This is a genomic window from Enterobacter chuandaensis, from assembly GCF_039718975.1.
Taxonomy (GTDB): Bacteria; Pseudomonadota; Gammaproteobacteria; order Enterobacterales; family Enterobacteriaceae; genus Enterobacter; species Enterobacter chuandaensis.
The window spans coordinates 3,695,189-3,709,775 of record NZ_CP097173.1; the positions used below are offsets into that span (position 1 = coordinate 3,695,189).

The 14,587-nt window shown below is 58.9% G+C and carries 13 protein-coding genes; 11 read left to right on the plus strand and 2 right to left on the minus strand.

What is annotated here, in order from left to right:
- The 7 genes from hypD (at position 1) to MX657_RS17825 (ending at position 8,450) form a co-directional block, all read left to right on the plus strand.
- Positions 1–1,122 carry a hydrogenase formation protein HypD gene (hypD, locus tag MX657_RS17795; protein ID WP_346806272.1) on the plus strand — a complete coding sequence of 374 codons (1,122 nt, stop codon included), beginning with the start codon at positions 1–3 and terminating at the stop codon, positions 1,120–1,122.
- Positions 1,119–2,129 carry a hydrogenase expression/formation protein HypE gene (gene hypE / locus MX657_RS17800; protein WP_346806273.1) on the plus strand — a complete coding sequence of 337 codons (1,011 nt, stop codon included), beginning with the start codon at positions 1,119–1,121 and terminating at the stop codon, positions 2,127–2,129. Before hypD ends, hypE begins: the two co-directional genes overlap by 4 nt.
- Before the next feature lie 64 nt (positions 2,130–2,193).
- Positions 2,194–4,266 carry a formate hydrogenlyase transcriptional activator FlhA gene (gene flhA / locus MX657_RS17805; RefSeq protein ID WP_119916213.1) on the plus strand — a complete coding sequence of 691 codons (2,073 nt, stop codon included), beginning with the start codon at positions 2,194–2,196 and terminating at the stop codon, positions 4,264–4,266.
- Between the two features lie 151 nt (positions 4,267–4,417).
- Positions 4,418–5,416, plus strand: coding sequence for an ABC transporter substrate-binding protein (locus MX657_RS17810; RefSeq protein ID WP_080330155.1), 999 nt, complete (start codon positions 4,418–4,420; stop codon positions 5,414–5,416).
- Positions 5,416–6,453 carry a FecCD family ABC transporter permease gene (locus MX657_RS17815; protein ID WP_346806274.1) on the plus strand — a complete coding sequence of 346 codons (1,038 nt, stop codon included), beginning with the start codon at positions 5,416–5,418 and terminating at the stop codon, positions 6,451–6,453. The genes MX657_RS17810 and MX657_RS17815 overlap by 1 nt, the downstream gene beginning before the upstream one ends.
- A complete protein-coding gene (locus tag MX657_RS17820; RefSeq protein WP_218727293.1) occupies positions 6,453–7,214 on the plus strand; it encodes an ABC transporter ATP-binding protein in 762 nt (253 codons plus the stop codon). The genes MX657_RS17815 and MX657_RS17820 overlap by 1 nt, the downstream gene beginning before the upstream one ends.
- Positions 7,215–7,229: 15 nt before the next feature.
- Positions 7,230–8,450 (plus strand): MDR family MFS transporter, encoded by a 1,221-nt coding sequence (locus MX657_RS17825; protein WP_217480527.1) that lies wholly within the window; start codon positions 7,230–7,232, stop codon positions 8,448–8,450.
- Positions 8,451–8,455: 5 nt separating this feature from the next.
- Here the strand turns inward: MX657_RS17825 and MX657_RS17830 are convergent, their stop codons facing one another.
- Entirely contained in the window at positions 8,456–8,800 is a 345-nt protein-coding gene (locus tag MX657_RS17830) for a nitrous oxide-stimulated promoter family protein (protein ID WP_119916216.1), read from the minus strand.
- A 175-nt stretch (positions 8,801–8,975) separates the two neighbouring features.
- Here MX657_RS17830 and MX657_RS17835 point away from each other — a divergent pair, with 175 nt between their 5' ends.
- Positions 8,976–9,206 carry a SymE family type I addiction module toxin gene (locus MX657_RS17835; RefSeq protein ID WP_080330150.1) on the plus strand — a complete coding sequence of 77 codons (231 nt, stop codon included), beginning with the start codon at positions 8,976–8,978 and terminating at the stop codon, positions 9,204–9,206.
- Between the two features lie 113 nt (positions 9,207–9,319).
- The gene (mutS, locus tag MX657_RS17840) at positions 9,320–11,881 is read left to right on the plus strand and encodes a DNA mismatch repair protein MutS (RefSeq protein WP_080330149.1); all 2,562 of its coding nucleotides are present in this window, start codon (positions 9,320–9,322) and stop codon (positions 11,879–11,881) included.
- 91 nt (positions 11,882–11,972) lie between these two features.
- On the opposite strand, the gene MX657_RS17845 is transcribed toward mutS, so the two are convergent.
- The gene (locus MX657_RS17845) at positions 11,973–12,860 is read right to left on the minus strand and encodes a LysR family transcriptional regulator (RefSeq protein ID WP_346808571.1); all 888 of its coding nucleotides are present in this window, start codon (positions 12,858–12,860) and stop codon (positions 11,973–11,975) included.
- Positions 12,861–12,968: 108 nt separating this feature from the next.
- Between MX657_RS17845 and MX657_RS17850 the strand changes: the two genes are divergently transcribed.
- Positions 12,969–14,171 (plus strand): MFS transporter, encoded by a 1,203-nt coding sequence (locus MX657_RS17850; protein ID WP_346806275.1) that lies wholly within the window; start codon positions 12,969–12,971, stop codon positions 14,169–14,171.
- Positions 14,168–14,545 carry a DUF4440 domain-containing protein gene (locus MX657_RS17855; RefSeq protein ID WP_346806276.1) on the plus strand — a complete coding sequence of 126 codons (378 nt, stop codon included), beginning with the start codon at positions 14,168–14,170 and terminating at the stop codon, positions 14,543–14,545. Before MX657_RS17850 ends, MX657_RS17855 begins: the two co-directional genes overlap by 4 nt.
- Positions 14,546–14,587: the final 42 nt, after the last annotated feature.

Below are 14,587 nucleotides of genomic sequence, written 5' to 3' on the forward strand. Positions count from 1 at the left end.
ATGCGTTACGTTGATGAATACCGCGCGCCGGAACAGGTGATGCAGCTTATCGGGCATCTGAAAACGCGCGCCGCGCTTCTGGACTACTCGAGAGAAAAACCGCTGCGGATCATGGAGGTGTGCGGCGGACACACGCACGCCATCTTCAAGTTTGGCCTCGACCAGCTGCTGCCGGAGAACATCGAGTTTATCCACGGCCCCGGCTGCCCGGTGTGCGTCCTGCCGATGGGCCGCATCGACAGCTGCCTTGAAATTGCCGGCCAGCCCGACGTCATTTTCTGCACCTTTGGCGACGCGATGCGCGTGCCGGGGAAGAGCGGCTCGCTGCTGCAGGCGAAGGCGCGCGGCGCGGACGTGCGGATCGTTTACTCGCCGATGGATGCCCTGACGCTGGCGATGGACAACCCTGAACGCAAGATCGTCTTTTTCGGGCTGGGTTTTGAAACCACCATGCCCGCCACCGCCATCACCCTGCAGCAGGCGAAAGCGCGCGGCGTCGATAACTTTTTCTTTTTCTGTCAGCACATCACGCTTATCCCCACGCTGCGCAGCCTGCTGGAAGCGCCGGATAACGGCATCGACGCGTTTCTGGCACCGGGCCACGTCAGTATGGTGATTGGCACAGACGCCTACGGTTTTATCCCTGAACAGTACAATCGTCCGTTAGTAGTGGCTGGTTTCGAACCGCTTGATCTACTGCAAGGCGTGGCCATGCTGGTTGAGCAGAAAATAGCGGCCCTGAGCGCGGTGGAAAACCAGTACCGCCGCGTGGTGCCGGATGCGGGAAATGAACGAGCGCAGCAGGCAATCGCCGACGTGTTTAGCGTTGAGGGTGATAGCGAATGGCGCGGCCTGGGGCTGATTGCTGAATCCGGCGTGCGGCTGAGGCCTGCGTATCGCGCCTTTGACGCCGAAGCGCATTTTCGCCCGCAGCCCCAGCAGGTGTGTGACGATCCCCGCGCCCGCTGTGGTGACGTGCTCACCGGCAAATGCAAACCTCATCACTGCCCGTTATTTGGCAACACCTGTAACCCGCAAACCGCGTTTGGCGCGCTGATGGTCTCCTCTGAAGGGGCATGCGCCGCGTGGTATCAGTATCGCAACCAGGAGTGTGAAGCATGAACACGGTGGAAATGGCGCACGGAAGCGGTGGACAGGCGATGCAGCAGCTGATTAACCGGCTGTTCATGGAGGCCTTTAATAACCCCTGGCTCGCCGAGCAGGAGGATCAGGCGCGTATTGACCTCGCGACCCTGACCGCCCACGGCGACAGGCTGGCCTTCTCCACCGACAGCTATGTAATTGACCCGCTGTTCTTCCCCGGCGGCGATATCGGCAAGCTCGCCGTCTGCGGCACGGCCAACGACGTGGCGGTCAGCGGTGCCGTTCCGCGCTACCTCTCCTGCGGGTTTATCCTCGAAGAGGGATTACCGATGGAGACGCTCACGACGGTGGTCAACAGCATGGCGCACACCGCGCGCGAGGCGGGTATCGCTATCGTTACCGGGGACACAAAAGTGGTCCAGCGCGGCGCGGCAGATAAGCTTTTCATCAACACCGCCGGTATGGGGGCGATCCCTGCCGACATTCGCTGGGGTGCGCAGCAGCTTACTGTGGGCGACGTGCTGATTGTCAGCGGCACGCTGGGCTGCCACGGGGCAACCATCCTGAACCTGCGCGAAGGCCTGGGGCTGGACGGCGAGCTTCGCAGCGACTGTGCGGTACTCACTCCGCTTATCCAGACGCTGCGCGACATGCCGGGCATCAAAGCCCTGCGCGACGCCACGCGGGGCGGCGTGAATGCCGTCGTGCACGAGTTCGCGGCAAGCTGCGGCTGCGGGATTGAGCTGACCGAGCGCGGCCTGCCCGTTAAGCCTGCCGTGCGCGGGCTGTGCGAACTCTTAGGGCTTGACCCGCTTAACTTTGCCAACGAGGGCAAGCTGGTGATCGGCGTGGAACGCGCGGAGGCGGAAGCCGTTCTTGAACAGCTAAGAGCGCATCCCTTAGGGAAAGACGCGGCCATCATCGGCGACGTGGTTGAGCGCAAAGGGGTGCGCCTGGCCGGGCTTTACGGCGTGAAGCGCACGCTGGATCTGCCGCACGCTGAACCGTTACCCCGAATTTGCTAGAACCGCGCCATAAGCGGTCAGCGCTGAACGTCTCTTTTTTGCCAGTTTCTATTGGAAAGCAATAATGCCGTATACACCGATGAGCGATCTTGGACAGCAGGGCCTGTTTGACATCACGCGAACACTTTTACAGCAGCCCGATCTCGGCGCGCTGAGCGATGCCCTGACCCGGCTGGTCAGGCAATCTGCCCTGGCGGACAGCGCCGCGATAGTGCTCTGGCATAGCGGAACGCACCGGGCGAGCTACTACTCAACGCGTGATAATGGCAAAGCGTTTGAGTATGAAGACGAAACCTACCTCGCGCACGGTCCGGTGCGCCGCATTCTCTCCCGACCTGAAGTGCTGCACTGCAATTTTGAAGAGTTCCGGATGGCGTGGCCGCGGCTTGCCCAGAGCAATCTCTATCAGCCTTTTGGGCATTACTGCATGCTGCCGCTGGCGGCAGAGGGCCAGATTTTTGGCGGCTGCGAGTTCATCCGCAACACCGACCAGCCCTGGAGCGAGGCGGAGTACGAACGCCTGCACACCTTTACCCAGATTGTGGCCGTCGTCGCGGAGCAGATCCAAAGCCGCGTCACCAATAACGTCGATTACGACCTGCTGAGCCGCGAGCGCGACAACTTCCGCATTCTGGTCGCCATCACCAACGCAGTGCTATCAAGGCTCGACATGGATGAGCTGGTCAGCGAAGTCTCGAAAGAGATCCACCACTATTTCAAAATCGACGCCATCAGCATTGCGCTGCGCGGGCATCGCAAGGGCAAGCTGAACATCTACTCCACCCACTACCTCGATGAGGCCAACCCGGCGCACGAGCAGAGCGAGGTGGATGAAGCGGGCACCCTCTCTGAACGGGTATTCAAAAGCAAAGAGATCCTGCTGCTGAACCTCAGCGAACAGGATCCGGTCGCGCCGTACGAACGGATGCTGTTCAACACCTGGGGCAACAAAATTCAGACCCTGTGCCTGCTGCCGCTGATGTCCGGCAACACCATGCTGGGCGTGCTGAAGCTGGCGCAGTGTGAAGAAGGCGTGTTCACCACCGCCAACCTGAAGCTGCTGCGCCAGATCGCCGAGCGCATCTCGATTGCGCTGGATAACGCCCTCGCCTACCAGGAGATCCACCGCCTGAAGGAGCGGCTGGTGGACGAAAACCTCGCCCTGACCGAGCAGCTCAACAACGTAGACAGCGAGTTTGGCGAAATCATCGGGCGTAGCGACGCCATGTACAGCGTGCTCAAGCAGGTCGAGATGGTAGCGCAAAGCGACAGCACGGTGCTGATCCTCGGCGAAACAGGCACCGGCAAGGAGCTGATCGCCCGGGCGATCCACAACCTGAGCAATCGCAACAGCCGCCGGATGGTGAAGATGAACTGCGCGGCGATGCCTGCGGGGCTGCTGGAAAGCGACCTGTTCGGCCACGAGCGCGGCGCGTTTACCGGGGCCAGCAGCCAGCGTCTGGGGCGTTTCGAACTGGCAGATAAAAGCTCGCTTTTCCTCGACGAGGTAGGCGATATGCCGCTGGAGCTACAGCCTAAGCTGCTGCGCGTATTGCAGGAGCAGGAGTTTGAGCGCCTCGGCAGCAACAAGCTTATCCAGACCGACGTGCGTCTGATTGCCGCCACCAACCGCGACCTGAAAAAAATGGTCGCCGACCGCGAGTTTCGCAGCGATCTCTACTATCGCCTGAACGTCTTCCCGATCTGCCTGCCGCCGCTGCGCGAGCGCCCGGAAGATATCCCCCTGCTGGTGAAAGCCTTTACCGCCAAGATCGCGCGCCGGATGGGGCGAAACATCGACAGCATTCCCGCCGAGACGCTGCGCACCCTCTCGTCAATGGAGTGGCCGGGCAACGTGCGCGAGCTGGAAAACGTCATTGAGCGCGCGGTGTTGCTGACGCGCGGGAACGTGCTGCAGCTTTCCCTGCCTGAAATCTCCCTGCCGGAACATCCCACCGTTACGGCAGAAGTGGCGCAGGAAGGCGAAGATGAATATCAGCTCATTATGCGCGTGCTAAAAGAGACTAACGGCGTGGTCGCCGGACCGAAGGGCGCAGCTCAGCGGCTGGGGCTGAAACGCACTACCCTGCTCTCCCGCATGAAGCGCCTGGGAATCGATAAAGAGAGCCTGCTTTAACCCGCCATTCCGGCGCCGCTTATGGCGCCGCCTTTCGTCACCTTGCGTAATTGTCCCTCATTGACACAAAATCGTTTCCTCTGTATAAAATTCCGCCTTAATAATGCGTTTCATTTGCATCAAAAATAATTTTAATGAAGGGTAGCGTTTAATGAAAAAGGTTCTCTGCGCGTTAGGCCTGGCGGTTGCTTCGATGAGTTCAGCTCTGGCTACCACGTACCCACTCACCATAGAAAACTGCGGGTATAAAGAGACCTTCACCAAAGCGCCGGAACGCGTCGTGGCCCTGGGTCAGAATACCGTAGAGATCCTGCTTCTGCTGGGTCTGGAAGATAAGGTCAAAGCCAGCGCCTTCTGGCCGACCAAAGTGCTGCCGCAGCTGGCTGAGCAAAACGCCAAAATCAAAACGCTGACCGTCGAAATTCCGACGCTTGAATCCATCCTTGCGCAAAACCCCGATTTTGTTCCTGCGCAGCTGCCGCTGCTGCTCGGGCCGGAAAGTAAGGTCGCAAAACGTGAAGATCTGGCCACCGTTGGGGTGAACAGCTATTTATCACCGGGCATGTGCGCTACCAAAAAGGCCGCAGGCGATATGTACGGCAGCCGCCAGACGCTGTGGGATATGACGTACCTTTATAAAGAGATTGAAGATTTCGCGAAGATTTTCAACGTTGAAGCGCGCGGCCAGGCCGTTATCGCGGATTTCAAAAAACGCGAGGCCGACCTGCGTCAGGAATTTGGTAAAAACAAAAAAGATCTCTCGTTTGTTTTCTGGTTCTCAAGCGCCTCGCCTTCGGCGGATGCCTATGTCGGCGGGAAAAACAGCGCCTCCGGTTTTATTGCTAACGTGCTGGGCGGCCATAACGCCATTACCGCTGAGTCTGAATGGCCGACCGTCGGCTGGGAAAGCATTATCGCCGCGAACCCGGATGTGATTGTCGTCTCCAGTCTGGACCGCAACCGCTGGGCGCTGGATAATGCAGAAGAGAAAATCAAATTCCTGAAAAGCGATCCTGCCGTGAGCCAGCTTGATGCCGTCAAAAAAGGCCATATCGTGGTGATGGACGGCCAGGCCATGAACCCGACGATTCGCACGATTTACGGCGCTGAGCAGGTGGGCGAACAGCTCAGAAAGCTGGGGCTGAACTGATGACAGCAGCCGTACTTCAGGCCCGACAGGGCCTGTTTCTGACCACGTCTGCTCTGCTTGCCGTTGTCCTGCTGTTTTTAGTGATTGCTCTCGGCGTCAGCGTCGGTGAGCTGTCGATTCCGCTGTCCAGTGTCTTTTACGCTATTGGCAATAAGCTGGGGCTGACCGACGTTCCGCTCAACCGCATCTATGAGAGCGTGATCTGGGACTTTCGCCTGAGCCGCGCGCTGGTGGCGGCCTGCTGTGGGGCCGGTTTAGCCATCTGCGGCGCCGTGCTGCAAAGCCTGCTGAAGAATGCGCTGGCGGAACCCTACGTGCTCGGCGTATCGGCGGGTGCCTCAACCGGGGCGGTGTCGGTCGTCGTCCTGGGGATTGGCACTGGCGCGGTGTCGCTTTCTGCGGGCGCGTTTGCCGGGGCGTTTGCCGCCTTTGCGTTTGTCGCCTTCCTGACGAACGGCGCGCGCGGCGGCAATGAACGCACCATTCTGGCGGGCGTTGCCGCCTCACAGCTTTTCAACGCCATTACCGCCTATACCATCAGCACCTCCGCCAGCGCGCAGCAGGCGCGCGACGTGATGTTCTGGCTGCTGGGCAGCTTCAGCGGCGTACGCTGGCCGGAATTCCAGCTGGCGCTGGTGGTCGTGCTGGCGGGCCTTGCCGTCTGTCTTTACTATTCCCGGGCGCTGGACGCCTTTACCTTTGGTGATGACGCCGCCGCCTCGTTAGGCATTGCCGTGCCCTGGGTGCGCCTTGCCTTGTTCACCACCACTGCACTGATTACCGCGACCATCGTCAGCATGGCGGGATCAATTGGTTTTGTAGGGCTGGTGGTGCCGCACGTCATGCGCTTCCTGTTCGGGCCGCTGCACCGCACGCTGCTGATTGCCAGCGCGCTGGCGGGCGCGATCCTGATGGTGCTGGCTGATATCGCCTCGCGCATGCTGATTGCCCCGCAGAGCCTGCCCGTCGGCGTCGTCACCGCGCTGGTGGGCGTGCCGTTCTTTGCCGTGATTATCTACCGCTCAAGGAATAAGTGATGAGCATCTGTGCTGAGAATATTACCTGGACGGTAGGCAAAAAGGTCATCGTCAATAACGTCTCGCTGAAGGTTTCACGCGGCGAAACGGTAGGACTGCTCGGCCCTAACGGCTGCGGTAAATCGTCGCTTTTGCGCATACTGGCTGGTCTGCGTCGCCCGGACAGCGGCAGCGTGACCCTGGACGGGCAGGACATTTCCCGCATCGCCAAAAAGCAGCTGGCGCGTCGGGTGGCGTTCGTTGAGCAGCACGGCATGACCGACGCCAACATGCGCGTGCGCGACGTGGTGAAGCTCGGGCGCATTCCGCACCACTCCCCTTTTTCGAACTGGAGCGCGCAGGATGACGACACCGTCACCGCGGCTCTGCAGCGTGTCGATATGCTGGACCGCAGCGAGCAGGGCTGGCTGAGCCTGTCCGGCGGCGAGCGTCAGCGGGTGCATATCGCCCGCGCGCTGGCGCAAACGCCAACCGAAATCCTGCTGGATGAACCGACCAACCACCTGGACATCCATCATCAGATGCAGCTGATGCATCTCATCAGCGAGCTGCCGGTGACCAGCATCGTCGCCATCCACGATCTTAACCACGCCTCGATGTTCTGCGACTCGCTGATCGTGATGCAGAAAGGGCAAATTGTGGCGACGGGAACGCCGCAGGACATCTTATCCGAAGAGCTGCTCTGGGACGTCTTCCGGGTCAAAACCAAAATTGAGATCTCGCCGTTCCATGGTAAAAAACATATCCATTTCATGGTGTAGGGGCGAATAAACCGTATGCCTTTGCGCCCCGCCACCGCGCTCTGGCCGCCCGTTTTACTGGGTAGCCAGTTTGTGTTTAACATTGGGTTTTACGCCGTCGTTCCCTTCCTGGCGATATTTCTGCGCGACGACATGCTGCTCTCCGGCGGGCTCATCGGGCTGATCCTGGGCCTGCGTACGTTCTCCCAGCAGGGGATGTTTATCGTTGGCGGTGCGCTCTCGGACCGGTTTGGCGCGAAAGTCATTATCCTCAGCGGCTGTATAGTTCGTGTTTCAGGCTATCTGCTGCTGGCCTTCGGAGGAACGCTGTGGCCGATTATTCTGGGCGCGTGTCTGACGGGCGTCGGCGGCGCGTTATTTTCTCCCTCTATTGAGGCATTGCTGGCAAAAGCGGGTACGCACAGCGAGGCAAAAGGGAAACGAAGCCGGGCGGAGTGGTTTGCGCTCTTTGCCGTCTGCGGGGAGCTCGGCGCGGTACTGGGCCCGGTTGTGGGCGCCCTGCTAACGGGGCTTGGCTTCCGCCAGGTGGCGCTGGCGGGGGCAGGTGTCTTTGTCATTGCGTTGGTGGTGCTCTATTTCTGTCTTCCTGCTGCTGCCCACCGTTCACAGACGCTAAAAATAGCGCCCTGGTGGACGACGTTTCGTCAGCCGCGCTTTGTCGCCTTTATCATTGCCTACAGTTCATGGCTGTTAAGCTATAACCAGCTCTATCTGGCGCTGCCGGTGGAGATACAGCGCTCCGGCGGTAACGAGAGAGATCTCGGCCCGCTTTTTATGCTCGCCTCCGTTCTGATCATCTCGTTACAGCTGCCGCTGGCGCGCTTTGCCCGACGCGTGGGCGCGGTGAGGATCCTACCGGTGGGCTTTTTGCTCCTCTCTGCCGCCTTCGCGAGCGTGGCGATGTTTGCGGCAACGCAACCGCCTGAGGGCTGGCTGCGGCTTCTGCCCTCGGTCTGTTTTGTGACGCTGCTGACGCTGGGACAGATGCTGCTGGTGCCCTCGGCAAAAGATCTCATTCCACGGTTCGCCGAGGAATCAACGCTGGGGGCGCACTACGGCGCGCTCTCTACCGCCGGAGGCATCGCGGTCCTGGCCGGAAATTTGTTGTTTGGTAGCCTGCTGGATCGCGCACTGGTGCCTTCAACGCAGGCGATTTACCCCTGGCTGCTGCTGGCCCTCTTCCCGCTCTGCAGCGCACTGGCCCTGAATGTGATTTGCCGCCCGCTACGAAGCTGAACGGTTCACTTTTTCGGGCGGTATTTTTCCGGTAATTCCGGCACCGGACGACGGTCATCAATCAGATGGCGGATGGTCAAAATGGGGTGGCGCCATAACATACGCGGGCCTGCCCAGCGCATCACCTGCTTCATCTCTTCACGTCTGGCGGGTTGATAGCAGTGCACCGGGCACTGCTTACAGGCGGGCTTTTCCTCACCAAAAACGCACTTATCCAGGCGTTTATGAGCATAAGCCTTCAGCGCCTGATAATGCCCCTCATCCTGAGCAGCCTGCGGACATTGTTTCTCGTACAACGCGATCATCTTCGCGATGGTCTCTTTTTCTCGTGAAATGCGTTTACCGGTCATGGCGACTTACCGAATAATAAGATGCATAAACAATACACCTTTCAACATTGAATTTCAGTTGTTGCATTTCGTTTCCTGAAGCCTGATTCCAGTATTAACCCTGCGCCTCATAAAAATCACTGGTATTTTATACAGGCATCAGAAATGACCGTTGTCCGTATAGTCTGGAGACCCTATGAAAGAAAGCGCGATCGGCAAACCCTACCGCCATTTAAAAGTGGGATATTTCAGAAAGCGTCACGAGGATCGAAAAACGAAGATACCAAAGCGGTACAGCGTGCATGCGGCGCTGAGCTTAAAAGGAGACTGGCTTGAAAAAGCGGGCTTTACCACCAACTCCCAGGTCAGAGTGGGCGTGGAGCATGGAAAAATCGTCATTGAGTTAATGTCGGAAGGCGCCTCGTAAAGCCGCGACATTTTTCTGCGCCGTACCTTTTTTTCATGCGACAATAGAAGGAACAAACGGCCACTGAGCCGCTCAAAACGTAATATTTTCAAAGAAATGGACATCATAACTCCATGAGCACAATCGACAATTTCGACGCACATACGCCGATGATGCAGCAGTACCTGAAGCTGAAGGCACAGCATCCGGAAATCCTGCTGTTTTACCGTATGGGCGATTTTTACGAGCTGTTTTATGACGATGCTAAACGTGCGTCGCAGTTGCTCGACATCTCGCTGACCAAACGTGGCGCATCGGCGGGCGAGCCAATTCCAATGGCCGGCATCCCGCACCACGCAGTAGAAAACTACCTGGCCAAGCTGGTGAATCAGGGTGAGTCCGTCGCTATCTGCGAGCAGATCGGCGATCCGGCAACCTCGAAAGGCCCGGTTGAGCGCAAAGTGGTGCGCATCGTCACGCCGGGCACCATCAGTGATGAAGCCCTGCTTCAGGAGCGTCAGGATAACCTGCTCGCGGCGCTGTGGCAGGACGGCAAGGGTTTTGGCTACGCCACGCTGGACATCAGCTCCGGGCGTTTTCGACTGAGTGAACCGGCTGACCGCGAAACAATGGCGGCCGAACTGCAGCGTACCAATCCTGCAGAGCTGCTCTATGCCGAAGATTTCGCTGAAATGGCGCTTATCGAAGGCCGTCGCGGGTTGCGCCGTCGTCCGCTGTGGGAATTCGAAATTGATACCGCGCGCCAGCAGCTGAACCTGCAGTTTGGCACCCGCGACCTGATTGGCTTTGGCGTGGAAAACGCCCCGCGCGGGCTATGTGCCGCAGGTTGCCTCCTGCAATATGTGAAAGACACCCAGCGCACCGCCCTGCCACATATTCGTTCTATCACCATGGAGCGCCAGCAGGACAGCATCATCATGGATGCCGCCACGCGCCGTAACCTGGAAATTACTCAGAACCTGGCGGGCGGCGTGGAAAACACGCTCGCGTCGGTCCTCGACAGTACGGTGACGCCAATGGGTAGCCGTATGCTCAAACGCTGGCTGCATATGCCGGTTCGCGATACGAATACGCTGGTTTGCCGTCAGCAGACGATTGCCGCGTTGCAGGATCGCTATAGCGAGCTGCAGCCGGTTCTGCGCCAGGTGGGCGATCTGGAGCGTATCCTTGCTCGTCTGGCACTGCGAACAGCGCGACCACGCGACCTCGCGCGCATGCGTCATGCTTTCCAGCAGCTGCCTGAACTGCGTGCGCAGCTGAGCGACGTTGACAGCGCGCCGGTTCAGAAACTCCGCGAAACCATGGGCGAATTTACCGAGCTTCGCGAGCTGCTGGAGCGAGCCATCATTGATGCCCCTCCGGTTCTGGTGCGCGACGGCGGCGTAATTGCCCCAGGCTACAACGAAGAGCTGGACGAATGGCGCGCGCTGGCCGACGGTGCGACGGACTACCTCGATAAGCTGGAAATCCGCGAGCGCGAGCGTCTTGGGCTCGACACGCTGAAAGTGGGGTATAACGCGGTACACGGTTACTACATTCAGATCAGCCGCGGGCAGAGCCACCTGGCGCCGATTCACTACGTCCGTCGCCAGACGTTGAAAAACGCCGAACGCTATATTATTCCCGAACTGAAAGAGTACGAGGACAAAGTCCTCACCTCGAAAGGCAAAGCGCTGGCCCTGGAAAAACAGCTGTATGACGAGCTGTTCGACATGCTGATGCCGCACCTGGCCGACCTGCAGCTCAGCGCCAGCGCGCTGGCGGAGCTGGACGTGCTGGTGAACCTGGCAGAACGCGCGGAAACCCTGAACTATACCTGCCCGACCTTTACCGACAAGCCCGGCATTCGTATTACGGAAGGCCGTCACCCGGTCGTTGAGCAGGTGCTGAACGAACCGTTCATCGCCAACCCGCTGAGCCTGTCACCGCAGAGAAGAATGCTGATCATTACCGGCCCGAACATGGGCGGTAAGAGTACCTATATGCGCCAGACGGCGTTGATTGCTTTGCTCGCGTATATCGGCAGCTACGTCCCGGCGCAAAAAGTGGAGATTGGCCCCATCGACCGTATCTTCACCCGCGTTGGGGCAGCGGACGATCTGGCGAGCGGCCGCTCAACCTTTATGGTCGAGATGACCGAAACGGCTAACATTCTGCATAACGCAACGGAGCACAGCCTGGTGCTGATGGACGAAGTGGGACGCGGAACGTCAACCTACGATGGCCTGTCTCTGGCCTGGGCCTGTGCCGAAAGCCTGGCAAATAAAATCAAGGCATTGACGCTGTTTGCCACCCACTACTTCGAACTGACGCAGCTGCCGGAGAAGATGGAGGGGGTTGCGAACGTCCACCTGGATGCACTGGAACACGGCGACACGATTGCCTTTATGCATACGGTGCAGGATGGCGCGGCGAGCAAGAGCTATGGCCTGGCCGTCGCGGCGCTGGCAGGCGTGCCAAAAGAGGTGATTAAACGCGCGCGTCAGAAGCTGCGGGAGCTGGAAAGCCTGTCGCCGAACGCGGCAGCCACGCAGATTGACGGTACGCAGATGTCGTTGCTGGCTCCGCCGGAAGAGACGTCACCAGCGGTGGAAGCGCTGGAGAATCTCGATCCGGATTCCCTGACGCCGCGTCAGGCGCTGGAGTGGATTTATCGGCTGAAGAGTCTGGTTTAGTTTTCTGCGGTCTGTTTTGTCGGGTGGTGACTTCGCCTTAGCCGACCTACAAAACCCGTAGGCCCGGTAAGCGCAGCGCCACCGGACTTTTTTAAACTACGCGGGTGCGCATAAAATCAATAAAGGTGCGCACTTTCGCAGGCACGTGCAGGGCATCTGGGTAAACCGCATAGATGCCCTGCCGCGCAAAAGTATACTCCGGCAACACCGGGACCAGTTTTCCCGCATCAAGCGCATCGCGTACCAGCCATTCCGGCAGCAACGCCACGCCACGTCCTGCAAGTGCAAAGGCCATCAGAGCCTGAGCGCTGTCGGCAAACAGGCGCGGCGCTTTTCTTATCTCCAGCGTTTCAGGCACACCGTTGGCATCTTTTACCTGCCAGTGCAGCGGCGAAGCTAAGCGCTCGTGAATAATCCAGTCGGCGTCCGCCAGTTGCATAAGCGATTCAACCGGATGGTTAGCCAGCCACTCGGGCGTCGCGACGGGCAGGATGGAGAAGGTTGAAATCAACGCGGCGTGGTAGCGCGAATCAGCAAGCGTCCCCAGGCGAATGGCGACATCAAAGCGCTCCAAGATCAGATCGGCGTGCAGCGACGAAGAAACATGACGCACGCGGAGATCCGGATGCAGCTGGCTAAACCAGGCAAGCAACGGCACCACAACCTGTGAACCGTACTCGGGCGTGGTGGTAATCCGCAATTCTCCCGTGAGCCCCGCATGATTCGCACGGACATCATCCTGCAGCTGTTCCGCCGCCTTCAGAAGCGCGACGCTTCGCTGGTGAAAAAGCGCGCCCGCTTCGGTTAACGTCAGACGGCGGGTGGATCGCAGCAACAATGTCACCCCCAGCTCCGCTTCGAGCTGGCGAATGTTGAAGCTGACCACGGCTTTTGTCAGACCCATCGCATCAGCTGCGGCAGTAAAGCTACCGGTGTCGGCCACCGCGATAAACATCGCCGTGCGCTGTAGGTTAATCATCATCTCACATTTTACTGTCAAAATATTTTTGACAGTATATCGCGCTTTGTCGCGTTTATCCGTTCTCGCTCAATCGATACGATACGTCACCTCACCGGAGGAACCACCATGACGTATCGCAGTAAAGTCACCACTGTCTATCTGCTGGGCTTTTTTCTTGATCTGATTAACATGTTTATCGCCAGCGTCGCCTTTCCGGCAATGGCTCACACCTTTAACGCCACGCCTTCAGCGCTTGCCTGGGTCAGCAACGGGTACATTGCCGGCCTGACGCTGGTGATCCCTTTCAGCAGCGTGCTGACGCGGCGCATCGGGCCAAAGCGCGTCATCCTGCTCTCGCTTTTTCTGTTCAGCGTGGCCTCTGCTGCGGCAGGGTTGTCTGCAACGCTTGAAAGTCTGATCGCCTGGCGAGTGCTGCAGGGCGTGGGAGGGGGCTTACTGATCCCCGTCGGACAGGCGATCACCTGGCAACAGTTTCAGCCTCATGAACGAGCCAGACTCTCGTCAGCGGTGATGCTGGTGGCGTTGCTTGCTCCCGCCTGCTCCCCTGCGCTCGGAGGCGTGCTGGTAGAGGCGCTGAGCTGGCGATGGATATTTTTCGCCACGCTCCCGGTGGCCATCGTGACCTTTGTGCTGGCCTGCCAGTGGCTTAAACACGAAGTATCGCCGATAAAAACAAGCAGGCTGCTCAACCTGTCTTTGCTGGCGGATCCGCTTTTGCGGTTTTCCATGCTCGTCTATTTATGCGTTCCAGGCGTATTTATTGGGGTGAACGTCACGGGTATGTTTTATCTTCAGCACGTGGCAAACATGACCCCAGCCGCTACGGGACTGCTCATGCTGCCGTGGTCCGTGGCATCGTTTATCGCCATCACGGCAACGGGACGCTATTTTAACCGTATCGGCCCCGGACCGCTGATCGTCATCGGCTGCCTGTTGCAGGCGACGGGTATTCTGCTTTTGATTAACGTCAGTTCGGCTACGCTGCTACCTGCCGCTGCGTTTATCCTGATGGGCGCGGGGGGAAGCCTGTGCAGCAGCACAGCGCAGAGCAGCGCGTTTCTGACCACGCGCCGGGAAAATATGCCGGATGCCAGCGCGCTGTGGAATCTTAATCGTCAGTTGAGCTTTTTTGCCGGTGCCCTGCTGCTGGCGCAGGCGCTGAACCTGGCGCAGGCCTGGCTGCCACCGCTCGCCGCCTGGCACGGAATGTTTCTTTTTGCCGCAGGCATGACCTTGCTGCCTGTCCTGTACGTTCTTCGTCTTAACAATACGCAGGTGCTCACCCAGCTGCGACAGGAGAATCCATGACGCCTTTTGAACACGACATTATCGACCTCCACATTGCGCTTGAAAACTGGTTAGGCAAAGGCGAAGGCGAGCTCCACGCCCTGCTCGCCTGCTTCAGCCCAGATTTTCTGATGATCCCGCCAGGCGGTACTCCACTCGACTATCAGGCTCTTACCCGTTTTCTGGAAAACCAGCGCGGAAGCCGTCCCGGGCTGAAGATCATCATTGACGAATTATCCACGATCCAGCGCTGGGATCACGGCGCGGTGCTTCACTACCGGGAGACGCAAACCCGGCCGGGCCTGCCCGTCAACGTGCGCTGGTCAACCTCGGTGCTCAATCAGGAAGGCGCTCGGATAGTGTGGCGCCTGCTGCACGAAACGGCACAGCCGTAGCACAAAAGAAAAAGGCCCGTCTCACGACGGGCCTTTTTTGAC